Annotated in this window: 29 protein-coding genes; 16 read left to right on the top strand and 13 right to left on the bottom strand. The window is 45.8% G+C overall.

The genetic code is table 11. The features are described 5' to 3' along the window. Positions 1-13: 13 nt before the first annotated feature. Positions 14-1,243, bottom strand: coding sequence for a site-specific integrase (locus ACYIA1_RS20705; protein WP_095231402.1), 1,230 nt, complete (start codon positions 1,241-1,243; stop codon positions 14-16). 343 nt (positions 1,244-1,586) lie between these two features. Between ACYIA1_RS20705 and ACYIA1_RS20700 the strand changes: the two genes are divergently transcribed. The 4 genes from ACYIA1_RS20700 to ACYIA1_RS20685 all read left to right on the top strand — a co-directional run bounded on the left by ACYIA1_RS20700 (position 1,587) and on the right by ACYIA1_RS20685 (position 4,917). Next, entirely contained in the window at positions 1,587-1,724 is a 138-nt protein-coding gene (locus ACYIA1_RS20700; protein WP_480336450.1) for a hypothetical protein, read from the top strand. 528 nt (positions 1,725-2,252) lie between these two features. Next, complete coding sequence (gene nusG, locus ACYIA1_RS20695; protein ID WP_480336346.1) at positions 2,253-3,365, top strand: transcription termination/antitermination protein NusG; 1,113 nt, start codon at positions 2,253-2,255, stop codon at positions 3,363-3,365. A gap of 5 nt (positions 3,366-3,370) precedes the next feature. Next, positions 3,371-3,778, top strand: coding sequence for a hypothetical protein (locus tag ACYIA1_RS20690; RefSeq protein WP_480336345.1), 408 nt, complete (start codon positions 3,371-3,373; stop codon positions 3,776-3,778). A 5-nt stretch (positions 3,779-3,783) separates the two neighbouring features. Continuing rightward, a complete protein-coding gene (locus ACYIA1_RS20685) occupies positions 3,784-4,917 on the top strand; it encodes an MraY family glycosyltransferase (RefSeq protein WP_196009108.1) in 1,134 nt (377 codons plus the stop codon). A 169-nt stretch (positions 4,918-5,086) separates the two neighbouring features. Here ACYIA1_RS20685 and ACYIA1_RS20680 read toward each other — a convergent pair whose 3' ends face one another. From ACYIA1_RS20680 to ACYIA1_RS20670, 3 genes are all read right to left on the bottom strand, one after another. Then, a complete protein-coding gene (locus tag ACYIA1_RS20680; protein ID WP_196009106.1) occupies positions 5,087-5,530 on the bottom strand; it encodes an N-acetylmuramoyl-L-alanine amidase in 444 nt (147 codons plus the stop codon). A gap of 67 nt (positions 5,531-5,597) precedes the next feature. Continuing rightward, positions 5,598-5,762, bottom strand: coding sequence for a hypothetical protein (locus tag ACYIA1_RS20675; protein WP_196009105.1), 165 nt, complete (start codon positions 5,760-5,762; stop codon positions 5,598-5,600). 16 nt (positions 5,763-5,778) lie between these two features. Then, positions 5,779-5,910: a smalltalk protein gene (locus ACYIA1_RS20670; RefSeq protein ID WP_196009104.1), complete on the bottom strand. Its 132-nt coding sequence runs from the start codon at positions 5,908-5,910 to the stop codon at positions 5,779-5,781. Between the two features lie 34 nt (positions 5,911-5,944). On the opposite strand from ACYIA1_RS20670, the gene ACYIA1_RS20665 reads away from it, so the two are divergent. After that, the gene (locus ACYIA1_RS20665) at positions 5,945-6,067 is read left to right on the top strand and encodes a hypothetical protein (RefSeq protein WP_480336344.1); all 123 of its coding nucleotides are present in this window, start codon (positions 5,945-5,947) and stop codon (positions 6,065-6,067) included. Positions 6,068-6,170: 103 nt separating this feature from the next. Here ACYIA1_RS20665 and ACYIA1_RS20660 read toward each other — a convergent pair whose 3' ends face one another. From ACYIA1_RS20660 to ACYIA1_RS20645, 4 genes are all read right to left on the bottom strand, one after another. After that, positions 6,171-6,638: an HU family DNA-binding protein gene (locus tag ACYIA1_RS20660; protein WP_005857915.1), complete on the bottom strand. Its 468-nt coding sequence runs from the start codon at positions 6,636-6,638 to the stop codon at positions 6,171-6,173. Between the two features lie 314 nt (positions 6,639-6,952). Continuing rightward, positions 6,953-7,159 (bottom strand): DUF4248 domain-containing protein, encoded by a 207-nt coding sequence (locus ACYIA1_RS20655; RefSeq protein WP_195473389.1) that lies wholly within the window; start codon positions 7,157-7,159, stop codon positions 6,953-6,955. A 104-nt stretch (positions 7,160-7,263) separates the two neighbouring features. Beyond that, positions 7,264-9,102: a DUF3987 domain-containing protein gene (locus ACYIA1_RS20650; RefSeq protein WP_480336343.1), complete on the bottom strand. Its 1,839-nt coding sequence runs from the start codon at positions 9,100-9,102 to the stop codon at positions 7,264-7,266. Positions 9,103-9,177: 75 nt separating this feature from the next. Next, on the bottom strand, positions 9,178-9,738 hold the full coding sequence (locus ACYIA1_RS20645; RefSeq protein ID WP_250788472.1) for a BT4734/BF3469 family protein: 561 nt from the start codon (positions 9,736-9,738) through the stop codon (positions 9,178-9,180). A 195-nt stretch (positions 9,739-9,933) separates the two neighbouring features. Here ACYIA1_RS20645 and ACYIA1_RS20640 point away from each other — a divergent pair, with 195 nt between their 5' ends. The 11 genes from ACYIA1_RS20640 (at position 9,934) to ACYIA1_RS20590 (ending at position 21,961) form a co-directional block, all read left to right on the top strand. Further along, positions 9,934-10,296, top strand: coding sequence for a hypothetical protein (locus ACYIA1_RS20640; protein WP_121962287.1), 363 nt, complete (start codon positions 9,934-9,936; stop codon positions 10,294-10,296). A gap of 62 nt (positions 10,297-10,358) precedes the next feature. Then, complete coding sequence (locus ACYIA1_RS20635) at positions 10,359-11,918, top strand: ATP-binding protein (protein WP_480336342.1); 1,560 nt, start codon at positions 10,359-10,361, stop codon at positions 11,916-11,918. A gap of 56 nt (positions 11,919-11,974) precedes the next feature. Next, positions 11,975-12,340 (top strand): hypothetical protein, encoded by a 366-nt coding sequence (locus tag ACYIA1_RS20630; protein ID WP_480336341.1) that lies wholly within the window; start codon positions 11,975-11,977, stop codon positions 12,338-12,340. 317 nt (positions 12,341-12,657) lie between these two features. Beyond that, complete coding sequence (locus ACYIA1_RS20625; protein ID WP_480336340.1) at positions 12,658-14,175, top strand: oligosaccharide flippase family protein; 1,518 nt, start codon at positions 12,658-12,660, stop codon at positions 14,173-14,175. A gap of 3 nt (positions 14,176-14,178) precedes the next feature. Next, positions 14,179-14,724, top strand: coding sequence for a hypothetical protein (locus ACYIA1_RS20620; protein WP_480336339.1), 546 nt, complete (start codon positions 14,179-14,181; stop codon positions 14,722-14,724). 47 nt (positions 14,725-14,771) lie between these two features. Continuing rightward, positions 14,772-15,893, top strand: a complete 1,122-nt coding sequence (locus ACYIA1_RS20615) for a polysaccharide pyruvyl transferase family protein (protein ID WP_480336338.1) — start codon at positions 14,772-14,774, stop codon at positions 15,891-15,893. Then, positions 15,890-16,894 (top strand): CgeB family protein, encoded by a 1,005-nt coding sequence (locus ACYIA1_RS20610; RefSeq protein ID WP_480336337.1) that lies wholly within the window; start codon positions 15,890-15,892, stop codon positions 16,892-16,894. Before ACYIA1_RS20615 ends, ACYIA1_RS20610 begins: the two co-directional genes overlap by 4 nt. 5 nt (positions 16,895-16,899) lie before the next feature. After that, entirely contained in the window at positions 16,900-17,961 is a 1,062-nt protein-coding gene (locus ACYIA1_RS20605) for an EpsG family protein (protein ID WP_480336336.1), read from the top strand. Then, positions 17,961-18,953 carry a glycosyltransferase family 4 protein gene (locus ACYIA1_RS20600; RefSeq protein WP_480336335.1) on the top strand — a complete coding sequence of 331 codons (993 nt, stop codon included), beginning with the start codon at positions 17,961-17,963 and terminating at the stop codon, positions 18,951-18,953. Before ACYIA1_RS20605 ends, ACYIA1_RS20600 begins: the two co-directional genes overlap by 1 nt. Before the next feature lie 455 nt (positions 18,954-19,408). Next, positions 19,409-20,632, top strand: a complete 1,224-nt coding sequence (locus ACYIA1_RS20595; RefSeq protein ID WP_480336334.1) for a site-specific integrase — start codon at positions 19,409-19,411, stop codon at positions 20,630-20,632. A gap of 21 nt (positions 20,633-20,653) precedes the next feature. Beyond that, positions 20,654-21,961 carry a site-specific integrase gene (locus tag ACYIA1_RS20590; RefSeq protein ID WP_480336333.1) on the top strand — a complete coding sequence of 436 codons (1,308 nt, stop codon included), beginning with the start codon at positions 20,654-20,656 and terminating at the stop codon, positions 21,959-21,961. A 46-nt stretch (positions 21,962-22,007) separates the two neighbouring features. On the opposite strand, the gene ACYIA1_RS20585 is transcribed toward ACYIA1_RS20590, so the two are convergent. The 5 genes from ACYIA1_RS20585 to ACYIA1_RS20565 all read right to left on the bottom strand — a co-directional run bounded on the left by ACYIA1_RS20585 (position 22,008) and on the right by ACYIA1_RS20565 (position 25,181). Beyond that, entirely contained in the window at positions 22,008-22,319 is a 312-nt protein-coding gene (locus ACYIA1_RS20585) for a helix-turn-helix domain-containing protein (RefSeq protein ID WP_177467140.1), read from the bottom strand. Continuing rightward, complete coding sequence (locus ACYIA1_RS20580; protein ID WP_480336332.1) at positions 22,316-22,612, bottom strand: helix-turn-helix domain-containing protein; 297 nt, start codon at positions 22,610-22,612, stop codon at positions 22,316-22,318. The genes ACYIA1_RS20585 and ACYIA1_RS20580 overlap by 4 nt, the downstream gene beginning before the upstream one ends. A 20-nt stretch (positions 22,613-22,632) precedes the next feature. Continuing rightward, the gene (locus ACYIA1_RS20575) at positions 22,633-22,950 is read right to left on the bottom strand and encodes a helix-turn-helix domain-containing protein (RefSeq protein ID WP_237040378.1); all 318 of its coding nucleotides are present in this window, start codon (positions 22,948-22,950) and stop codon (positions 22,633-22,635) included. 209 nt (positions 22,951-23,159) lie between these two features. Next, the gene (locus ACYIA1_RS20570; RefSeq protein WP_480336331.1) at positions 23,160-23,585 is read right to left on the bottom strand and encodes a dihydrofolate reductase family protein; all 426 of its coding nucleotides are present in this window, start codon (positions 23,583-23,585) and stop codon (positions 23,160-23,162) included. Between the two features lie 285 nt (positions 23,586-23,870). Next, positions 23,871-25,181, bottom strand: a complete 1,311-nt coding sequence (locus ACYIA1_RS20565) for a sigma-54-dependent transcriptional regulator (RefSeq protein WP_480336330.1) — start codon at positions 25,179-25,181, stop codon at positions 23,871-23,873. Between the last annotated feature and the right edge of the window lie 36 nt (positions 25,182-25,217).

The following is a 25,217-nucleotide window of genomic DNA, read 5'->3' as shown; positions in this document are numbered from 1 at the left end:
AATTGTTTGGGGATTAAAGAATAAGTTTCAAATCGCGGGTTGCCTCGACGAATCTGTCCATGTCCTCGAACAGTCGCTTCGGGGTTACACGGGCATATATCTGGGTGGTCTTTATGTTGGAATGTCCCAGCATTTTGCTGATGGTCTCGATCGGCACTCCCTCCTCGAGCGTGACCAATGAGGCGAAAGAATGCCTTCCCATGTGGTAGACAAGGTCCTGGCTCAGCCCCGCCATCAGGCGCAGGGATTTCATGTTGGCCCTGAGCGTGTGGTAGTCCTGCGGCGGGAAGAGGGTGGCACGGGTATCGTCACGGTACTTTTCGATCAGTGCGAGGGCCTCCGGCAGCAGCTTGACGCGTCCGAGATAGTCGGTTTTCTTTCGCCGGTATTTCAGCCAAAGACAGCCATCGTCGTCCGTGAAGAGGTTCTTCCGGGTGATGCTTACCACATCGGCATAGGCCGTACCGGTGTAGCAGGCGAAGAGGAAGAGGTCCCGGGTGATGACATGTGACCTGCGTTTTTCCGGTATCTCCAGGTCGCACAGCTTCTCGAAATTCTCCCGGCTGAGCGCCCGTGGGGCGGTCTCCTTCTGCTTGGGTAGCTTGTAGTGGCAGAAATGGTATTTCTCCGAGTGCCCCTCCTTGTAGGCGATGCGGCAGACCTTTTTCAGAATGGCCAGGTAGCCGCGCAGCGTGTCCACGGCGTATTTCTTCTCCAGGAGGATGAAATCCTGGTAGTCACGGATGAACTGCTCGTTGAGCTGTCCGAAGGCAAGATCCGGGACCTTGAACCTCGTTTTGATGAATTCGGCGAGCGTGCGGTAGGTGAAGAGGTAGGTCGAGAGCGTGGTAGGCGCACGGTCCACGCCCACACGCGCTTTCATCTCCTCATTGTGCCGGTCGAGAAGTTTGAGCAGGGTCATCTGCGTGCCCGCGTTACCTTGGAACAGGTCCCTTACGGCAGCGGCATCGAAATCTCTCTTCCTTTCCATGAGGGAATTGAAGGCCGAGTGTACGGCAAGCAGCAGCCTCTCTATTTTTTCATTGGTCTCCACCGCTTCCCGGCTTTTGCCGTTCAGCCGGCTCTCACGCGCGTTCCATAGCTCGGGAGTGCAGGAAAGCTTGCAGCTGAACTGCGCCATCGTGCGGTTCAGGGTGATCCGTCCCATGATCGGGGCCTTGCCGGTCTTGTCCGGCTCGCTCTTTTTCAGGTAGAGCAGCACCTTGAATTTTTCCACTTTCATACGCTCTTTTTTAGGTTGTAAAAATACTCCTTTGAAAAGCGTCCTTTGGCATGCAAAACATTGATAAACAGTGAATACAAATCCGCTTTGTTCCTGTCGGTAAAAACTTGGTTACCTGCCGTTGTTTCCGAAACAGGCGGCTAACAGTCTGGTAACTGAAACACTGCAATATTTTGTTTTCTTTTGCAGGTCAGACGATTATGCAATTCTTGCAAAACGCTTAATTATAAACGTTTTACGTTTAATTCTCGTCATTCTGTTTTTTATTGCATTTCTAAATATTACTTACACAGCTCGTCATTCATTTGCCACAACATTAAAAGAACTGGATGTCTCAATAGAGATGATCAGTGAATTATTGGGTCATAAATCGATCAAGACTACACAAATCTATTTGAAAAGCTTCTCATTAGAAAAGATGTCTGCGGTGAATAAAATTTGTTTTGAGAGTGTGTACAACCATGTACCGAAAGTAGGGTAATGGGGATAGACTACTTGGGGAGTAGCGTATTCTTTCACGGCGCAAATGTAATAAAAAATAGCTAAAAACAAGCGAATAGATCCGCTTGTTTGTTCATTATTGGTGTTTGACCCTCTCTATTCTTTGATTTTTCCATTTTTTCCTAGATGTATAGACACGGTGATGCGGGCGAAACGACTCCTTGTTTTCGGTATCATTCCGCCATGTCTCATAATCTGTGTGTATCCCTGTAGAGATGGGGCGTGCCCCGTCTCATCCCTTCAAAATGGTATTTAAAATTACTCCCAGACGGTGGAAGACGGAGCACGCTCCGTCTCTACAACCGGGTAATAACCATTCTCCTACCTTTTTACGCTACTCCCCAAGTAGCCTAAGATTTCGAGAGATGGTAATTTTCAGTAATGCCATATTTGAAAATATAAAACGCTGTTTATCAAGATTATATAAAAGATTCTTGGTAGGGCTCTGAATTGCCGTGGGGTCTGTTTTCGGGCCACGGGATAACCACTAGAAAAGATAATCATAGAGATGGATATATTGACAGGCAAGTGCTCGGATAGGTTCATGGCGCATGTTCTGAAGCGACGTGACCAGGAGGCCGTCCGCTGGTACGTGCTCACGCTCCCTACCGCCGGTGGCGGGCGTGACAGGATCAGCCCCTCGAAGGGGCTGGACGCTGAGCTTTCCCGCCGTGAGCGTCGTGGGGAGGCCTTGTTCGAGTATTTCTCCCCCTCGTATGTCGAGGCGAGGAAGGTGGGCGGTAAGATGGTCAACACGAAACGGCCCCTGCTGTACAACTACGTGTTCATCCACGCCTCGGAGGACGAGATCTTTAGTCTGAAGCGTACGCTTCCCCTGTACAATTTCCTACCCCGGGTTTCCTCGGGTGGACAGTCTTACTTTCCCTACCTCTCGGATCGTGAGATGGAGACCTTACGTTGGGTCGCGGCGTCTTACTCCAACGAGCTTCCGGTGTACGTGCCTGATAGCGGCCACCTGTTGAAAGGCGACCGTGTGCGTATCACCTCCGGTCCGTTTGCCGACATGGAGGCCGAGGTGGTGGTACAGCCGGGCGGTGGCCATAAGGACGTGATGGTGCGTATCCTCGATTGCATGTGGGTTCCCTTGTTCGAGGTGAGAGCTGGGGAGTATGAGTTGATCGAGCTGAACACGGGGGGCAAGCACGTGTATACCCATTTGGACAATGACCGTCTGTCGGAGGGCTTGCACGATGCCTTGGGGCGTTACCATTCGTCCGGCAGCGTAGTGGAGGAGGATGCCTGTCTGGCCTGTGAGGTCCTGCGTGGCTACGCCTCTCTCCGTGCTGAGACCGACGTGATCCGTTGCAAGCTTTACTCGTTGCTCCTTCCTGCCTATAAACTTTTGGGCGATGAGGATGAGTTCGATCGTTTGCATGCCACGGTGCGCAGTATGCTCCCCGTGATAAAAGCGGGGCAATCCCGTGCCTTGTTGCTGGTCACGCTGTACGGCTGTACGGACAGCAGCCTCTACCAGCGCATGGCGCACGAGTTGGTTGACCCTTGGATGGAGGAGGCCTCGCCCAAGAGGAGCAAGTCCGTGTTGATACGTCGTTTACGTGATTACGACCGTTGGTTCGGGCACGGGAACGGCGATAAATAAAAGATATGAGAGAAGAGAGAGAGACATGCGGCGTCCCTTCGGGCATCCGGCTGATGAACCTGTTGCGTGAGCGTTTGACAGAGATCATGGATCGTGAGCGTGCGAACCGAAACTCAATACACCTGTATTGCACGGGTCCCTACTGGGTAGCGTTCGAGCGTTCGGCCTACCAGCTGCATCGTGCGTTCCCGGATAGCGAGACCACTCCGCTGCGCCTGTTCGCCTACCCGTTCCCGATCGTGATGGTGTCCGTAACGGATCGCTCGCTCCGTTCATATACTCGCAAGCATATCTTGAGAAGAGACGAGTCGGATTACAAGCTATTGGCCGTCCCCGGCTTTTCCTTGTCGGACTACCGTGAATGGCACGCCGGCGAGGTGGAGGGATTACCATTATTAAGTAAGAGCGTATGAGTACGATGCAAATACCGTTATTATTACTGTCCGGATTCTTGGCCTCCGTGTTTTTTGGCATGGTGATCATCCCCAGGATCTTGGTGATCTCCCACAAGAAACGCCTGTATGATCTCCCGGACTCCCGTAAGGTGCATACGACCCCTGTTCCCCGTCTGGGCGGTTTGTCGTTCTTTCCGGTCATCCTGATGTCGATGGCCTTGGTGATGGGTTTTCGCCTTTACCTGTGGCCGTCGGATGTGTCGAGTCTCTCGCTGGGTATGCTCCATGAGTATCTTTTCCTGTTCGTGGGCATGACGCTGCTTTACTTGGTGGGTGTCTGCGACGACTTGGTCGGGGTGGGTTACCGTTACAAGTTCGTCGTGCAGGTGGTTTCGGCTCTTCTGTTGGTGTTGTCCGGCAACTGGCTGGACTCGTTGGGCGGCCTGTTCGGGATTTATTCAGTCCCGGCGTTGCTGGGCGTTCCGGTCACGGTCTTCGCCGTGGTCTACGTGACGAACGCCATCAACCTGATCGACGGCATTGACGGCTTGGCCTCCGGGCTTTGTTGCATCGCTTTGTCCGTTTTGAGCGTGGTCTTTTCCACCCAAGGCCAGTACATTTACGCCCTGCTGGCGGTCTGTACGCTTGGGGTCTTGATGCCTTTTTGGTGTTACAACGTCTTTGGCAACGCCAAGCGTGGGCATAAGCTCTTCATGGGCGATGCCGGTAGCTTGACACTGGGCTACGTGATCAGTTTCCTGATCATCCACCTGTGCGTGTCGAACGGCTCGTCCCCGGATCGCTCGAATCCCTATCTGGTGATCGCCTTCTCTACGGTGTTGGTACCGTTGCTGGACGTGATCCGTGTGGTGCTGCACCGTCTTCGTGAGCACAAGAACCCATTTTTACCGGACAAGAACCATTTCCATCATAAGTTGTTGCGTACGGGCATGCGGGTTCGTATGGTGATGGTGACGATCCTGTGCGTATCGGTTTTCTTTATCGCATTGAACTTATTGTTGGCCAAGTGTATGAATGTCACCAACCTTTTGTTCTTGAATCTCTTCCTGTGGTCTCTTCTTCATCTGTCGATCAACAGGCTTATCTCCCGGAACCGGGAACGGAAGGAGAGGGAGGAAGCGTTCGGTAAGAGATAGTTTTGAGGATTATCTACAAAAGGTCAAATGAAGTACCTTATAGCGTGGGGACTTCATTGAAAATCATAACACTTGTACGTACCGGTTCTCACTTGGATTTATTTTAATTCTCCATTGGAGGCCCTCGTATTTTATTGTTTGTAAGTTTCTTGGCAAGTAACATTGAATATTAGATTTCTGTATACTCCTCCCTTGCGTCGAAGCAGGGGCAAGCCTTATGGATATAGGGGCTAAGCTGGTAATGCCCTAGGATGCGTGCCTCCGGATAGTCCCTTCTTAATTGCCGTAGCAGATCCATCAAGGTACATCGTTGGGCGTAGGTGCGTGTATCGGCCGGACGGCCCTGTTCGTCGAGTCCTCCCTCGTAGCAGATCCCGATGCTATTGTCGTTCCATCCGGCGGCGTGGGCCCCGATTTGGTTGACGGGTCGGCAGCGGTGGAGCTGCCCGTCCCGGGTGATGTAGAAATGATATCCGATATCGGCGAATCCCCGTGCCTTGTGGGAGGAGCGGAGTGCCTCGACGGGGAAATCCCGGTCGTAGCGGGTGGCGGAGCAGTGGATTACGAGGAGTCGTACCTCCCTGTAATTCTGGAAAAAGCAGTATTGTTTCATATTTGTCATTATTTAATTCTTTAATTGTTGTTGTCACTTTTCTCTTGAAAGAAAAGTAACCAAAAGTTCAAGGCTTAACCGGACGGGCTACTCCGAGACCTTCGCTCGCTGTCGCATCCCAACTCGCTTCGCTCAGACAGGGACGCTCCTGTCGCTCGCTGCGGTCTCTCCGCTTAACGCCCGTCCGCTTAGGCCGGAGGTAGAGCCTTCCGGCTCTGTGGGGAGGTCTCACATCCCCTTTGCTTCAGCTAGAATATCTGGCAGGCTTGTAGCCCGAATGCCCCGGCGATGGTGGTGGCCACGGCGATGATGACTTTTAAGATAACGCTCCAAACACTCTTCTTAGAGGTTTCCGGAGCAGGATAGGTTTGTGTGATCATGATGGCTAAATTTTTGATTTATGATTAATAATTTATGAATTTTGAATTAGGAATCCCGGCTGATATAAGAGGAAAGCTTCGCTTTCCTTCGGACGGCCTCAGCGGACGGGCGTCAAGCGAAGAGACCGTAGCGAGCGCCCGGAGCGTCCCTGTTTGAGCGAAGCGAGTTGGGATGCGACAGCGAGCGTAGGTCTCGAAGTAGCCCGTCAGCGTCAGCCTTGACCTTTTGGTTACTTTTGGGTCAAGCCAAAAGTGACATATCAGATCTCATCAGGCGACTCAGAATCGGAACCGCCCCCTTCCTCCACCGGCGTCCCGAGTATCGTCACCTTGAGCAACGAAGTCTTCTCGCCCAGCAGCGAGTACCGTCGTGCCCCGTTCAGTATGGTATAGGAAGGCGAGAATCCCGGTACGATAGTCCGTATATGCGTAGCCTTGACCTCGGGGGCGGTCGCTACCCCCTTCTCCGTGACGAAGCGGTTATAGACGGTTCCGAATCCCAGCAGCTCCACCTTGTAGCCTTTCTGCAGGTTCTTGATGACATACCGCTGGTAGCGGTCCAACACGTTCAATACGTCACCCTTCGTGAGCGACGACTCCTCGGCGATCTGATCGGCCGCGTCTTGCGTGGACAGGGTACCGAAATAATAGGGAACCGGCTTGTACACCTCCTGCTTGGGATCCGTCTTGGGGATAAAAAACTTTCGTGCTTGAAATGCTTGTGGCATGGTAATTGAAAATTAAAAGTTGATAATAGAAAATTAATTGTTTGTTGATCAACATTACAAAGATAGGTTCCGCTGTAAGGGGCGGTGATGCCGGGTGATACCTTAGGGAATGAATAATGAATAATTAACAATGAATAATGGTAGCCAATGGCCGCCGGACTACGCTGCCCATCGTAAGCCCCTTTGGATAGGCAGCGTAAGCCTCTTTGAATGGGCATTGTAAGGAGCCTTGGATAGGCGTTCTAGTTGATAGTTGACAAGTGACAGTTAATTCACCGCTATGCGTAACTGTCACTTGTCAACTGGCAACTAATTTACGGTTCTCCGAGGTAGTGGATGATCAACCCCACCTGTCGTGGCGTAAATATACGTTGTTCGGGGCGGTAGCCCGTCTCCCGCAGCTTCTCGTACAACTCCGTGCATCGGATGATCCAACGGCGTAGACGGTTGCAGGCTTGATGGGAGGCCAGCTCCGGGAAATAGGATGCCGCCAACGCGGACTTTCTTAATGGTAAAGACATATGATTTATTGTTTATGGATTATGAATCTGGGAAAATGAAACTTGCGAACTTGCAAACTTGCAAACTTGCGGTCGGTTCCATACCTCACACACATACATGTACATTATAAAGGGGATTGGGATGTCTGGCGTTGTTTGGCCGTGAATATATATTCACCCCGTGCGTTCTTTTGGATCACGCCCTTTTCCAGCATACGCCGTAAGTGAGAGTCTAGGGTATCGGTACCCATGCCGATCCTCTTTGCCTCATGAAGCGCCTCTTGGCGGTTGAAGGCGAGAGGGAGGGCATCGAATAGCGCCTCTTGCGGAGTAGGTTCCCGTTGTTGCACGTCGGTGGCGGGCAGGATAGACAGGATATGGCAAGCGTGCCGGTAGAGAGGCTCGGTGAGGTTGAGCACGGCCTCGAAATCAGCCTCTGTCGCTGTCAGGTCCAGTTTCGGTACGATACCGTCTCGGACATTCTCTTCCGGTATGTCATCGGAAGGGGAGAGACCGGGGCATTTGAAAATGGAGAATTGAGAATTGAAAATTGTTTTGTGTGGCGGGAGGAGTTTTTCCGTGGCTCGTAGCAGGGCCACCACGCTTAGGATTCGGCAGATGTTGATGGCGATACGTGCCACGGTGCTTCTCATGGCTCCCCCATGCGTGAAACCCGCATGGCCGAAAAGTTGTGCGAAACGTTCGTTGAAACGGATTTTTTGCTCTTCGGACAGCTTGAGCTGAATGAGATTCACGGAAGTGCCGAGCCACTCGATGAACGTCTTCCACTGTTTGCCCCATCCGGTGAACCGGGAATCATAATCCTCATCGGACAGGTCGAACTGGTCTACCCATTCGGTGATGGAGGGCATATAGTAAAACATCTGGCGTGAGAACAATCCGTTCTCGGCCGAGGGAATGAGCGGTTTCACCTGTGCCGGTGTCCCGCTTAACAAGACACTGAGAAAAGATTTCATACATTCCAGATACTCATGGTTCATACGCCGGTTAAAGGCTAGCCGGTCATGATCGTAACATTTGCGCAAGGTATCGCTCCAATGACCGTAATCCGTGCCGATGGCGGTGCTGACGGTATCCGCCTCGGTCTCGCAGATCAGCCCCACGCCGTCCGCCTCGATGAGGTTCTCCAATACGCCCGTTCCAGAGTTGTCGCCGGCGATCAGGAACATCTTAGGCTTTGGCTCTTCCGGCTCGGGGGTTTTCGCTCGTTCCTTGCCAAGGGATCCCCAGCGTGCCTTCTCCAGCCGGTATTCCTTGCGTAGGGATTTGAATTCCTCCATCATTGCCTCATGGATCGGTTCGGCTAGGTGGCGTACCCAAGTGAGCGCCCCTTTTCCCGAGGCGGGAGGTGCCACGATGAAGGTTTGCAGGCAGGGATAATGGTATTTACGTCCGTAGAGTATGCGCAAGTGCTTGTTGAGGGTAGCGCCTAGCACGGTGACGGCACCTAGCAGCAGGATATCCCGTTGCGCCGGGGAGTCACCGCAGTCGATGAGCTGGTTCAAGAAAGGGGGCCAATCATAGTTTCCGAAGACGGGCATATTAATGTACGCCTCATGTGCGCAGGTGTGTGTGAGAGGATGAGAGGGCTGCAAGTTTGCAAGTTCGCAAGTTCCGGGCTGTTTCCCGGCGTAGCTCCGGGCGGTACCGGCCAGTTGCTTGTCGAGTTTCACGCCGGCGGTCTCTGCCCAGTGATAGACAGACCCGATTCCGTTTCGCCCGTTGCCCCCTTTGAGGGCGTGCTCGAAGAGTCTATCCGCCTCGTCGGACACATACTTTTCCGAGATACGGCAGATGCGATGGAACAACGACCGTCCCGCCTCGCCGCAATCGTTGGCGATAGCGAAGGCCAGCGGCATATACTCTTGATAGGTGGGAGCGACGTTCGCCCCCTGTTTCTCGATAGCGGCCACGAGCCGCTCTAAATCTTGAATGGTGTTCATGGTGAATGAATAATGATTAATGAAGAACGATCTATAACTGTCACTTGTCAACTGCCAACTAAAAAGTCAATGGTTTCACTTTCTCAGTTTCGCAGAGGAATCCGAACAAAGGAAACAAGCCCTTGACAGGTCGGCGTTTGAGGTATCGGCTTTCAGTCCGTATCTCCACTCAAGGTATTCCCAAGCCGATCGTCGTGCCTCGTCGAAGGCCCACTCGATCGTGGCGGTAACGGACAAACGATAAGGCACGAAGAGCTTTACGCCTGTGTTACTGGGGCTGATGAAGGCGAGGTCGGGGCGTAGCCGCTCGTCGGCGAACAGTGTGTCTCGCCACGTACAAGCCTCCTCGGGCGAGGCGAGATGATCGATATCGATAACCAGTTCACCCGAGGGAAAAAGCAACCGGTCCTCCTTTCGGTAGGAGAATACCCCGGCGGGCGTGACATAGGGCAGCAGGCTTTGCTTCAACTGCCTGAACCGTTTCTCGTCGTCCAGTGCGACACGTGTGCGGTCCGTCCGATCCCGTAGCCATTCATTGGTGCTGACGTAGGTGTACAATTGGTCGATACTGACCACTCCGTTTGGCACTTGATTGGTAATTGGAGCGTTGTAAAAAGACATGATGGATTCTTTCATTGTGTTTGTTTTTTAATAAGGTTTAAACAATGATGATCCAAGGCTTTCGCTTCGGATCGCAGGTAAAGATATAGCCTTTGAATTTGTGGGTGGTACACTCATGGGTGCGCCAATTTAAGAGTGTTATAACTTATTTTGATCTTTCTTCAAGGTCTTAGCGTTTCACCATGGGGAGATTTCCCCCTTTGAGACGTAATGATCGAACCACAAAGCTCGGATCCGAACCCTTGGATTCGTGTGGCGTCCTTCGAGGTATGCCTCATCTTGGATCGTTGGGGGCTGTCCTCCGTGCGAGACGCTTCCGAGTTCTTGGGCATCAGCCGCCAAACACTATCGAAGTTGAACCCAAGCCATCCGGATGGTAGCCTGCGGCTGGAATCGTTGGATCATGTCTACGCCATCTTTCTCCACTTGGTGCCCTTCTATTTCCCGGAGAAGGAACGTGAGGCCGAGCGAAGGAAGCTTCAGTACTCCCGCAGCCGGATACTGGAACTGAGCTATCGGTTACCGGAGAAGGTGAGGGAGAGGGTGGAGAAAGAGAGGGGGATTTGTGATTGATGGTTGATAGTTTGCCGGAAATGTGTTATATTTGTGTTTCAAAATCATAAATCTTCATAGCTATGGAGCAACGACGATTATATCCGATAGGTATCCAGACATTCTCGAAATTACGGGAGGGTAATTATGTGTACGTGGACAAGACTGAGTTGGTGTACCGTATGACGCATGGAGCGTCGAGTTATATCTTCTTGAGCCGTCCTCGTCGCTTCGGTAAGTCCTTGCTGACCTCCACGCTCCGCAGCTACTTTGAGGGCCGGAAGGAGCTGTTCGAGGGCTTGGCTATCGAGAAGTTGGAGAAGGAATGGAAGAGTTATCCGGTGCTTCATTTCGATATGAGCCTCGGCAAGCACTTGGATCGGGAGGGTTTGGAACATTATTTGGGGCGTCGTTTGTCAGAGTGGGAGTCCATTTATGGGCGTGATGAGAATGCGCTTATGGTGAACGACCGCTTGGAGAGCCTTATCAAACGTGCCTTCGAGCAGACCGGACAAAAGGTGGTTGTCTTGATCGATGAGTACGACGCTCCTTTGCTGGATGTGGTGCATGAGGAGAAGAATCTGCCCGTGTTGCGCAACGTGATGCGCAACTTCTACAGCCCACTGAAGGCATGCGACCCCTACCTGCGTTTCGTCTTCCTGACCGGCATCACGAAATTCTCCCAGTTGAGTATCTTCAGCGAGCTGAATAATATCAAGAATATCAGTATGCTCCCCGAGTATGGATCGATCTGCGGTATCACGGAAGAGGAGATGCGAGAACAGATGGGTGAGGGCATCGACCGTTTGGCCGGCAACCTCGGCGTTACTCCGGAAGAGGCCTTGGAAGTCTTGAAACAGAATTACGACGGTTATCATTTCACGTGGCCGTCGCCCGATATATACAATCCGTTCGGTTTGTTGAACGCATTGGCCGATGGCCGGATCGACTCCTACTGGTTCGGTAGCGGTACGCCGACCTACTTGGTCGAGATGCTGCGTAAGTACCACGTAATCCCGCAAGAGATAGGTAATCGTAAATGTGTGGCGGCTGATTTTGACGCTCCTACGGAACGGATGACGAGTATCACGCCATTGCTTTATCAAAGCGGTTATATCACGATCAAGGGCTACTCGGCGTTTTCCGGTCTTTATAAGCTTGATATCCCGAATAAAGAGGTCCGGATCGGCTTGATGCGCAGCCTGTTGCCCAACTATGTGCAACGTCCTGCCGAGTTGAATACGATGGTGGCGGAAATGGCGGAGATGATCTACAACGGTGACATGGATGGTGCGTTGCGCTTGATGCGCACCTATCTCTCCACGATCCCCTATTGCGATAACACGCATTATGAGGGGCATTACCAGCAATTGCTCTATGTCATTTTCACGCTGATTGGCAATTATGTCGATGTGGAGGTCCGCACGCCCCATGGCCGTGTGGACATGGTGCTCCGCACACCTTCCACGCTTTACGTGATCGAGCTGAAACTAGACAAAAGCGCCGAAGCTGCCATGGAGCAAATCGATTTGAAGGATTACCCCGAACGTTTCGCCCTCTGCGGCCTGCCGGTGGTGAAGGTGGGGATTAATTTCAGTACGGAGAAGAGGACGATCGAGGGGTGGAAGATAACTTCGCTATAGGATGATAGTTTGGTATTCTTTAATCTATGGAACATTTCTATGCCTGAATCAGTATAATGAGAAAACGTGAGTTCAAAAAAGACTTTCCATTAAGACGTTTTGATGAATCTATTCCCCGACAATGTAACAGCAGTGAATTAGCGGGAAATGGAAAAGGACGCATTGGTAAGATAAAAACAGATTTCCCTTATGTAAATGCGCAGGACAAGGCATACTTTCAACATTTAGGAATAAATGAAAGCAATGTATATCTGCATATAAAAGGGCATACAATCTATACATTGATAAAATCAATAGGTAACTGCCTTTGCTACCGTTCTGGAATAGACTTTGAAAAAGATATTCTATTAGATAATATACAGACCATGGGGTATTGGGAAATGGATAAAATACGAGAGGATATTTTGGCGCTTTCCCGATGAACTGTAATCCACCATTATAGCATACATACCGGTAGCCACTTCGCCGCCCAAAACATAGCGTTCATGTTCGGCTTGTTTGAAAGCAGATGAGTCTTCCTGCCATGCAACTATGAGCCTCGGTATATTGAGGAGGAAGATGTGGCATAAAGCAAAATATTCAATCAAAAGTATTTTATTAAATACTACTTGTTACGTAACCGCTTGAAAAAACAGGGGTACGCTAGATTTTTTTACGTTTAAACTCATTTAAAATTAAGATGCTCATTTTTTGTCCTGCAGATTTATTGCGGGATAGGAACTAGGGTACTAACCTTTCTATGGCGATAAATCAGCTTAAAGCGGGTGCGCTTTTATCTTATGTCCTATTAGGATTAAATGCTTTAATAGGTCTGCTATATACTCCATTTTTACTTCGGATGCTGGGTAAGTCGGAATATGGATTATACTCTTTAGCAGCCTCGGTTATTGCATATTTAACCGTCTTGAATTTAGGCTTTGGCGACGCTATTGTTCGTTATACGGCCAAGTTTCGTGCGGAGGGGAAGAAAGAGGAGCAATATGAGATGTTCGGTATGTTTTTCCTTCTTTATTTGGTTATAAGTTTAATGGCGTTTATTGTCGCAATGATTATGGTTTGGAATGTAGATGCTATTTTCGATGCGAATATGACAACTGGGGAAGTGAGTCGGATGCGTATTATCCTTCTGCTGATGGCGTTCAACTTAGCGTTTACGTTTCCAATGAGTATCTGGGGATCTATCATATCTGCTTATGAGAATTTCGTGTTCCAAAAATTAATTAATATAGCGAGGACTTTACTAAATCCATTGGTGATGGTTTGGCTTTTGCTTTGGGGATATAAGGCAGTTGCGTTGGTGGTGGTCACTACTATATTTAATGTGTTGACCTTGAGTATTAATTATATTTACTGTAAACGGAAACTTCGGGTGAAACTATATTTTAAGAGGTTTAAGTGGGAATTCTTGAAAGAGGTGTCGATTTATTCTTTTTGGATATTCTTGAATGCGATCATGGATCGGATTTATTGGAGTAGCGGTCAATTTATTTTGGGCATTTATCAAGGGACAGCATCCGTGGCGGTGTATGCGGTCGCTATCCAGTTGAAGGATATGTTTTTCCTTTTTTCCACCGCTATCAGTTCCGTGTTTCTCCCTAGGGTTACCTTTATGGTTGCTCAAGGGGTTTCAGAAAGGGAGATTTCGGATTTGTTTATTAAGACAGGGAGGATACAGTATCTGATCATGGCCTTTATCCTTGTTTCTTTTATTCTCTTCGGTCAGACGTTTATTAATTTGTGGGCAGGGTATTCATACATTGAGGCTTATACGATTGCGTTACTCTTCTTTATACCGGTGACGATACCTTTGATCCAGAATTTAGGTATAACGATATTGATGGCTCGGAATCAAATGAGGTTCAGATGCGTGCTTTATGTGATTATAGCCATAAGTAGCCTGTTTGTCTCGGTGCCCTTGGCGAAGATGTATGGAGGGATAGGCTGTGCGATCGCTACTGCTCTAGCTTTGATTTTGGGTCAAGTAATAGCGATGAATATCTATTACAAAAGAGTGATTCGTCTGGATATTCTCCGTTTTTGGAGGGAGATAGGTAAGATGAGTGTGGCTCCTTTAATGGTAGGGATTCTTGGGTATTTTGTATTACGCCAAGTAGAGATAAACACTATGCTTTCTTTTCTGATGAGTGTTTTGGTCTTTGTTTTCGTTTATTTACTTGTCGTATGGAATGTAGGCATGAATTCTTTTGAGAGGAATTTGTTTAAGGCTCCCTTATTAAGGCTTGTTTCGAAATTATAATCTATGATTGATATAAAAGAAAAAAATGGGTGTTGTGGATGCAATGCCTGTGTTCAACGTTGCCCTAAATCTTGCATAACCATGCGAGAAGATAACGAGGGCTTTCTGTATCCGGTTGGAAAAAATTCATTTTTGCTCTCAGAGCCTCTAGACAAAAATATTTTCCTGCGAGGTTTCCTTACGGATCTATATTTGCGCCCAAGCTGCCACGCCTGCCCCTCAAAAAGCTTCAAGAGCGGGAGCGATATTACGATTGGGGATTTTAGGGGTGTACAGTATGTGATACCGGAGATAGACGATGATAAAGGGGTGAGTGAGGTATTTGTACATCATGGTGAAAAATTAGACTTGAGTTGTTTAGAAAAGATAAAAATGGAGTCATATAACCAATATAGCGTTGAGAAATCAAGCGAAAAAAAGATTGGACGAAGATTCTTTTTTTGGTCTTATAGAAAACATGATATGTGGAGAAATACCTATTTTCTTGTCTCTATTTACCAATTCAAATATGATATAAGACAACTAATCGTAAAGGTATTGAAAAAATAGGATTATTTGAATACTTGAAAAGAATAGTAAAATAAATTTGATATATTATGAGAATTGGAATATTAACTTATTGGACTTCTTTGGAAAATTATGGACAAATTCTTCAACTCTATGCTTTATATACATACTTGAAGACGCAAGGACATGATGTTTTTGTAATTAAGTATGATGGGTATGGTGATAACTCTTTAGATAGATCCCTTAGAGAACGATTGAAAAATTTGTTAGTAAATCCATTAAAGCTCTTAACCTATTTAAGGCAGCTTTATAAAGAGAGAATCATTCAAGCGGATTTGTCTGCTCATGATTGTGAATTTCGCCGATTCAAGGAGCAGCATTTTCAGTGGAGTCGATTATATCATTCATATGCGGATTTACGGGATGATCCTCCTAAAGCTGATATCTATATTTGTGGAAGTGATATGATTTGGGGTGCGAATGCAAACCGTTATAAAGCTTTTTTCTTGGGATTTGGAGGTGATCAAATAAAAAGGATCGCATATGCCCCATCTTTTGGCTCAGGGAAAGTGAGTGATTCCTATTTGGAAAAGATAAAGCCTTATTTAGATAAATTTGATTTAATATCAACAAGGGAAGAGAGTGGCAGGGATATATGTCGGCAATTAGGTTTTCGGGATGCACGGTGGTTTCCCGATCCTACTAGTTTATTATCTGCTAAGGATTATATGGATTTGTCATCTTGTTCTCCACGAAAAAATCCCTATGTGTTCATGTATTTGATGGGGCATCCTACCTCCGTTCCATTCCGTGCGATTAAGGAGTTTGCCGAAACCCGGAATTTGAAAATCATTTATCGCGCCTCCCAGGGGAGGCGCGATAAATGGCCTAAACTGTATCCAACAATCGAAGAATGGATAGGATGTGTAAGTCAGGCTGAATATATAATCACTAATTCTTTTCATGGTTGTATGTTCGCCTTGATATTTAAGAAAAAGTTTTTGTTTATTCCTTTAATAAGAGGTGCCAAACATGGTAATGATCGCATTTGCTCTTTGTTGAAAAAGCTTCATTTGACAGATAGGATATGGAAAGGGAATATCGGAGTTCTGGAGAATGATATCAATTATATACCTGTAGATAAAGAGATGAACGCTTGGATAATGAATGCGAAAGATACATTGAATAAACATTTACAAGAAAATATATGAGAATTGCAATTATAGGATCGAAATCCTTCGATTCTTTGGAATATAATTTGAATGATACATTCAATCAACAGGGACATTCGTGTTCGATCGTGGATATTTACTCTTCTTCTGTCAGTGGTAATAAGTGGTTTCGTACATTGGATACATTAGCCAGAAGATACTCGGAAACTTATGATCGGAGTGTGTTTAATAGAGTACTTGATAGCGTTCTTCGTCGTGATCCGGATCTAGTGATAGGGGGTTACCGGTTTATCCATCCGGAGTTAGTGCGTGGAATAAAGGCTAAGGGAATCCATATTATTCACATAAATCCAGATGCATTAACAACCTTTGAACGTCAGCAATTATTTGTTGAATCTTATGACCTCTATTTTATCAAAGATCCTTATATGATGAGATTCATGCGTGATAATATGAACTTGAATGTTAGGTTGTATAATGAGGCATTTAATACACGTATCCATAAACGACCTAAACGAGATAAATCGACATGCGAACGGGAAGAGAATATAGATGTACTGGCGTTTGGCAATATGTACCCATATCGGACTAGAATGCTTGCTCTTATGAAAATGCGAGGAATACACTTGTCTTTGTTTGGGAATAAAGGAGCCTACTTTTCTTCAGAACTAGATGATTGTTTCCAAGGGAAATATATAGTAGGAGAGGAAAAGGCCCGTATATTATATGGAGCTAAGATCGTATTTAATAATTTGCATTACGCAGAGATCGAATCTGTGAATAACAAGTTCTTCGAGATTAATGGATCCGGAGCTTTTCAACTGTGTGATTATCGTCCTATATTGAAAGATCTTTTACCGGTAGATCCGGAACTTGTATCATTTAGGACAATTAACGATGCGGTGGAGAAGATAAACTACTACTTGGATCATCCTCAAGAGAGATATGACTTGTCTAACTTAATATACAATCATTTTGTGGAACATTATAGTTATGATAGTCTGGTTAAATATGTATTGGATGAGGCAGCTAAAATTTGACAAGTATGGCTGTTTATATATTTATGGTACTGTTCCTTTATAGTTGCTCTTGGCTGGATTTTAAGGCAAATAGTAAGATTGGATATATTTTATTTACATTCATTTTTTTTCTGTTTGTATTACATGATGGCCTTCGTTGGGACACCGGAACGGATTGGGTAAACTATTATCGATTCTTTTTAAATTGCTTATGGGATGAATGGGAACAGTTCGAGCCGGGATATGTTTTGTTCAATCAGCTGATAAGAGGACTTACGATAGATTATAATGTCTTCTTGCTTTGTGAAGCGGTGATCGTGTGGGGATTAATCTTTCCCACTATAAGGAAATATTCGCCAGATCCCTTACTTACCCTTTTTTGTCTTTATTGCACATTATTGCCCGCATTGGGGATGAATCGTCAATTGATCTCGTTGGCTATCAGTATTTATAGTATCCGGTTTGTTTTGAACCGTCAATGGCTCTTTTTTCTCTTATCCATATTATTGGCATGTCCATTCCATCTGTCAATATTGATTTTCTCTGTTGCCTACTTTTTGAATCGTAAATTGAAGACAAAATATTATGTTCTTTTATTAATAGTTTGTATTGGACTATCCGTATTTGGTGTGATCGATAAGCTTTTTGGAGGAGTCGTTCTCTATGTGTTAGGGGATGGGGAGACTCGATTAATGGAGTATGCGGAAAAAGAATCTACTGGTGTAAATTCTTCTTTGTTTGGAATCGCACGGAAATCACTTTGGTTGTTTATCGCATATCCTCTATTGAAAAAAGAGAAAAAGAGTATATTGACACTTGCCTTTAATCTGTATTTTTTATCATTACTTATTTATACGCTATTTAATGGAACTGATTTTCAGATAATCGTATCAAGAGGTATTAACTATTTTACAATCTATGAAATATTTATTGTTTCTTATGTGATTCATGGGTATAAAGGGAAAGGCGTAAAGCAATTAATGATGATTATGGCTCTTGTTTACTTCGTTTGGTCACTTTATAGAAGTATAGACTATTATTCTATAGGGAGATATAATCCGTTTATTCCTTATCAATTTTGTTTCTGATGAAAAGTATATTTTATATTTATAGAAAACCGGGCTTAAATTATAGTATAGAGCATGTGTTCAATACGGTGGAAGCCGGTTTGTGTAAGGAGAATGTTTTAGTTAGGGATGTATTTTTACCCTATGCTAAAGTCCGACTTCACAATTTAGTGCGAAATCTTCTCTATGCGAGAAGATTATGTAATGGAATCACTCATTTGACGGGAGATGCGCATTATGTAATCCTTTTATGTAGAGGAAAAGTAGTGTTGACTATTCATGACACACGATTCCTTGATTTTGAACATGGAATTAAAAAACAGGTATTTAAATGGCTTTGGTTTTATCTTCCTATGAGAAAAGCGTCTTATGTAACTTGTATATCAAATGATGTGAGAAAGAAGCTTGTCGCATATTTTCCTCGTTTTAAAGATAAGATACATGTCATATATAATCCATTGGATACAAAGTATAACTATAAATTCAAGCTGTTTAATGAGGATTGTCCGATTATTCTACATATAGGAACTGCTGAAAATAAAAATCTGGAACGATTGATACCTGCATTAAAAGGTATTAATTGTGAATTGCATATTGTAGGAAAATATAGAAAAGACATAGATGATATGCTTCGGCTTTATTCTGTTAATTATATTTATAAAAGTGATTTATCGGATCAAGAGATATTGGAGGAGTATATAAATTGTGACATAGTTTCTTTTCCTACTTTATATGAAGGATTTGGTATGCCAATTATAGAAGGACAAGCCGTAGGAAGAGTAGTGCTAACTTCTGATTTGGAACCTATGAAAGAAATAGCAGGTGATGCTGCTTTGTTGGTGGATCCATATAGTATAGAGAGTATAAGGAATGGAGTCATGAAACTTATTAAAAATCATCATTATCGTGATGATCTCATCAAGAGAGGACTTGAAAATATTGAGCGATTTAAATTACCTGTTATCGTGAAGTGCTATATGGATTTGTATGCTAAACTAGAAAGAGAAAATTAAAAATGAGAATCCTTCATGTTATCCCTCAATTGTGGCGGGGAAATGGTGCCGCAAAGATACGAAGAACTTGCGTAAAAATGGCAGGATGAGGGTGAAATTTGATAAGTGGTTGGTACATATACCATTTTTGTGTTACCTCACCATATTGTTAATTTCGGCAGAAGGAGCCGTATATGGTGGGTATTAGAGAAAGAATTGCTACCTATCCGTTGCCTTTTTATGGAAGGGAAAGTTGGTAGAAACAGCATCTTTAATCTCTTGCACATACCCTACAACAGCCACAAAGAACGCTTGTTTTTCTATCATTGCACTAACAAAGGTAATCATTTTTTCTCGTTGGAAGAAAAATACGGGAATGAGATTAATTGTCAAGTACTTGTTGCCTTGTTTCGCTATGTTCTACATGCCATTCATTAACTCTGTAAAATTTATTTTTGCAACCAAAGAAATGAGTTATGAATCAAGCAGATGTAAAGGTGTCGTTCTACCTCAAAAAGAGCGAAGCAGATGCCAAAGGGAACTGCCCCGTAATGGCAAGACTGAATGTCGGCAAGTATTCAGAAGCGGCATTCAGCGTTAAGATGTCTGTGCCACATACGATGTGGCACTCAGGTCGTGCTACTGGTAAGAGTGTCGCAGCACGCGAAATCAACCGTCAATTAGACGAGATCAGAGCCTCGGCTCTACATATCTATCAAGAACAATCGGCAATACGAGAAGGAGTAACTGCCGAAGATGTCAAGTACCTGCTTTTGGGTATGGCTTCGGGGCAGCAGACCTTGATGAGTTATTTCCGCGCCTTCATCAAGAACTTCGAGAAGCGTGTAGGTGTGAACCGTGTCGCAGGTTCTCTTCGTGCTTACAAGTACGCCTATATGCATGTAGAGAAATTCCTCAATGAGAAATACAAATTGACCGATATACCCTTTACGGCATTGGATCGTTCGTTTATCGAGAAATATGATCTTCACTTACGAACCGACTGCCATTTGGCTCTTGGTACGATAGTCCATCTTACAACCTCTTTCAGAACCATTATCAATGAAGCCGTAGCAGATGGTATTCTTACCTTCAATCCATTCTGGGGTTATGAACCAGAACGCCCACAGCGTGAACAGAAGTATCTCACGGCAGAGGAACTGGAACTGATGATGACAACACCATTGCATAATGCAAGACTCTATATCATTCGTGACCTGTTCCTCTTCTCTTGCTACACCGGAATATCTTATGGAGATATGTGTTTGCTGACCAAAGAAGATTTGGTTACGGATGAGAACGGCACGCTATGGATACGAACTTCCCGTAAAAAGACCAAGGTGGAGTATGAGGTTCCGCTCCTTGAGGTTCCCTTACATATACTTAATAAGTATCGCGATGTAGAGCCTAACGGAAAGCTGTTGCCAATGTATTGCAATTCCGATGTGAACAAATACCTGAAGACAATTGCTGCCAAATGCGGTATCAACCGTAGAATCGTCTTTCACAGTGCTCGGCATACATACGCAACGGAGATCACCCTCTCGCACGGTGTACCATTGGAAACGGTCAGCAAAATGCTGGGACATACACGGGTGGATACTACTCAGATATATGCGAAAGTTACCGATGACAAGATAAATGCTGATACCAAGAGATTAGACAACAAGATTAGTGAACGCTTTACAATCGCCATTTGACAACCATTAAAACGACTATATATGAAAACAGACAAGAATACAGATAACCAGAACACGAAGCGTCGCAGCACCTTTGCCATATTGTTCTACATCAACCGCACGAAAGTACGCAAGGATGGTATGTGCCAACTATTGTGTAAAGTAAGCATTGATGCTGAATGGGAACAAATCGGTACGAAAGTATCAGTGAATCCAGCCATCTGGAATCCCGACAAGGGTCGTGCCGATGGTCGTAGCGAAAATGCCGTAACGGTAAACAGAGCCATTGACGAACTTACCAAGGGGATAACCGAACACTATAATCATATCAAGAAGAGTTTAGGCTTTGTTACCGCAGAACTTGTCAAGAACGCAGTCAAGGGTATCGGTCAGAAGCCAGTAACATTGCTTGCCCTCTTCCGAGAACATAACGAGGAGTTCAAGAAGCGTATTGGTGTGGATAGAATCAAGGAGACATACGACTGTTACCAACGCTCATACAAGCACCTTGCAGCGTTTATTCAGGAGAAACGGGGTGTGGAAGATGTCACATTGCGAAGCCTTGACAAGGTGTTCTATGACGATTTTGAGATATTCCTACAAAGCGATTGCCGTCTAAGTCCCAAGACGGTACACGAACACTTATATAGACTGAAAAAGATGACAATGCGAGCCGTCAGTCAGGGCACTTTGCGTAGAGATCCTTACTGCCGTCTGCATCCACCGTTGCCTAAACGCAAGAGCCGACATATGAAGTTGGAAGACCTCAAAACCTTGATGTCAACGCCTGTGGATAAGCCCCAATTGCAACGGGTACGCGATTGGTTTATCTTCTCCACCTTTACAGGATTGGCATACGCTGATTTAAGACGGTTATCCGTGAACGATATAACACAGGCAGAAGATGGCAGCTGGTGGATACACATCAAGCGTAAGAAGACTGACACACCATCATCTATTCGTCTGTTAGATATACCACTTCGGATTATCGAAAAGTACAAGCATGAGCGACAGGGAGATAAAGTCTTCAACCTCTATTGCCGTGAATATCTCATTAAATTGACAGGAGAATTAGGTGAAGAGTACGGATTCCATCTGACCTTCCACAAAGCTCGTCATAATTTCGGAACTCACATGACTTTATCGCTGGGCGTACCTATTGAGACGGTAAGTAAGATGATGGGACATACCTCCATCACCACCACACAGATTTATGCCCATGTAACGGACAAGAAGGTTGATGAGGATATGAAACGCTTGCGTGAGGTTACAGCAGACAAGAAGATAGAACTCGCAGATGAGGGTCTGAAGTTTGAGAGATGTATCAAATGGAAGCGGACAACAGTATAAAAACAATAGCAACGGCCTCAATTGGGGTCGTTGCTATTGTTTAGGGTCATACCCATCGCTGTTCCTCTACGCAGCGTTTATGGGAATCATTGAGAATCTTTTCAATCTCTGACTCCTTGTAAAGAGCCTTGCCCTGAACAAGGTAGTAAGGTATTGCACCAGCCGAACGGTACTCCTGCAATGTGCGGCGGCTCACTCTGAGTATCTTGGATAACTCTTCATCAGTAAGGAATCTCTCATTGTTCAATGTAGGTTGTACCAGAGTCTCCGTCTTGTGGAGAATCTTGTTTACTCGTCTTAGACGCTCAAGAATCTCTGCGATATGCGGATCGGTCTTGTCTATAAAAAAGTTGCTCATAATCTCTTCTTATTAATGGGGTGATAAGTACTGTCAATAAATCTCTGAATATCCTCGGGTTTGTAGAATATCTTGTGCTTGATGCGTGCAAACGGTATCAAGCCCTTCTCTCGGTACACTTGCAGTGTTCGCTTCGAGATGCGAAGTATCTGGCACACATCCTGGTTATCCATCCAGTTCTTGAGTCCAAGATCCTTACGGGTAGCACACAATCTGTTCACTCTATCCTCAAACTCGCTGAAATGGCTGCATATCTCATCAAATGCCTTCTTATCTATACATACGATTTCCATATTCCATACTTGTTATGAGGTTAGACATTGGGATTATTTCTCATACTTGCCGGAAGTGGCAAGCCCTTCTGCTCGAAGAAGTCCTTGACCTCGGAAGCCTTGTAGTATGTGCGTCCGTCTATCATATAGTAGCGGATAAGTTTCTTCTGGCGGTAGCGAGCAAGGGTACGGTGAGTCACGCCAAGCAGTTTGCTCAGGTCGTAGTTATCCAGCAGCGTGTCGCCATCGAGACACTCCTTCATTTTGTTCTGTCGCTCCAGCATCTTCTCAATCTTATCGAAGCGTTCCATCAGTTGGATGAACATCTTGTGGGCGGTTTCACTATTTATCTGTAACATCGTATAATCTGTTTAAGTGTGAATAATCGGGTTACTACACCGTGTTGCGCAACAGGTTATACTTATTAAATGGCATCCCGCGTGCCAATGACATGGAATGACACGAAAAGACACCGATACATCATTGTGTATCAGTGAAATAAAAATTTTCAGCGTAAAATTTGGGGATTTTTAGAGTATTGCAAAATGCAACACTTTTTCGCAATCTGCTATTGCAAAATGCAAGAGTTGCGATAGATGATGCGTGTTATCCCGTTGGAGAATGAGGTGGTTTTATGAACGCTCCAACGACTTGGGGTAAGGTCATCGAATACGGGAGTTCCCTTACATGCAATGATGGGCAGGATATATACAACCATCTCGTCAATGAGGTTGTAGCGTGAGAGTCCACGCAGAAGCTCTATGCTATCCTTGTCGGATATTTCAGCTATGTATGTATCGGATTGGTTGTTGTCGGAGTGTTTCTCGGCAAGCAGGTCAAGCAACGGATAGTGAGGCATAAGGCGGTATATGCTATGCTCGTGCCAATATGGAAAGCCTTTGGCATCATTCATTACCCACTGCATTAAGTTCTCGTCAGCTTTCGGAAGAAAGCCGTCCATTGTCACTGCTGTTATGATCTGAATCTTTGCCATATCGTTACCTCCGTCCAAAAAAGAAGCGTGGTCATCACGCATCCGAACAGAGGCTCTGGCATGGGCCTAAGGAGAGTACGTAACACCACGCTATGCCATGGGCATAGCATAAGCATACGCAATACTCTCCTTAACTTCAACTGCCAGATTTCTGTTCGGGATTCTTGCGAACTTATGTCTATATAAACGGACAGGAACAACGAATGTTCCGCCGCGATATTTCAATTTTACGGCTCAAAGATACAACTTTTTGCCGATATGCGGTTCATATTGCCCCCACAATCATCATTTTATACCATACTTTTTCATCTTGCGGTATAGTGTAGATGAGTCTACATTGAGCATTTGAGCCGCTTTTGTCTTAACACCACCACACGACTGCAAGGCTCTGATGATGCTCTGCTTTTCCATCTCATCATCCTTCAAAGGTAACAGCGGAGCCTCCGGAATATCTATTGGCTTTGCCTGTGCAATGTTCAAATCTGCAAAGTCAATGAGCGTATCTTTGGCCATCAATACCGCACGCCTAATCTTGTTCTGCAACTCCCTTATATTGCCTGACCAGGAGTGTGAGAGCAATAACCGTTCCGCTTCAGCGGTAAAGCCTGTTCTCTCACGGTGCAGTTCTTTTGAGAATTTCTCGCGGAAGAAGTTGGCAAGCGGCAAAATATCTTCGGGACACTCGGCAAGTGAGGGTTGTCGTATCTCAAATTCACCCAGACGATGGTACAAGTCCTCACGGAAACGCCCCTCGGCAATAGCCTTCCCAATATCTTCATTAGTCGCTGCCACGATACGGACATCCGCCACACGCTCCATACTTGAGCCAACTGGCATAAATGTTCCCTCTTGTAACACTCGCAGCAATGAGGACTGCATATCGTATGGCAATGTTCCTATCTCATCAAGAAAGAGCGTACCGCCATTGGCGGCTTCAAAACAACCACCCTTGTCGGCATCAGCACCTGTGAACGCACCTTTTGCGTGCCCGAAAAATGTAGAAGCAGCCAGCTCATGAGGTATGGCACCGCAGTTCACCGCAACAAAAGGCTTATCCTTGCGGTTGCTATGGAAGTGAATGCTTCGGGCAACGGACTCTTTACCTGTGCCATTGGCTCCGAGAATAAGTACGGATATATCAGATGGTGCAACCAACTCCGCCATATTCATAGCTTCCATAGCCTTGGGGCTTGTACGCTTGAAGAGTTCCTTCTCCTTACTGCGAACAGTTGATACGGGTTTCAATAGTTCCTTGACCATTTCCACCAACTGCTCGTGGAATACCGGCTTGGCAAGATAGTCCTTTGCACCCATCTTGATTGCCTTGACTGCATCCGTTACCGATGCATACTCGGTCATTATCACAAATGGGATATCCATCTTCTCCTTATTGATCCATTCAAGAAGTGATATACCGTCACCTTGTGGCAAACGCACATCTGAGAGTATCAGATCGAACGATTCCTTACGTAATAACTTACGGGCATAAGGTTCGTCTATTGCAGTCGCCACAGCATATCCTTCACGCTCCAGCCAGTCTTTTACTATCTGCGAAAGGGTTATATTATCCTCTACTATCAATATTCTTTTCTTCATCGGCTATTCTTTCTATCTCATTTCCGGCATCCTCAA

The organism is Parabacteroides sp. KHUB-02 (assembly GCF_056640955.1).
This window is presented reverse-complemented; position numbering and strand designations above follow the sequence as displayed.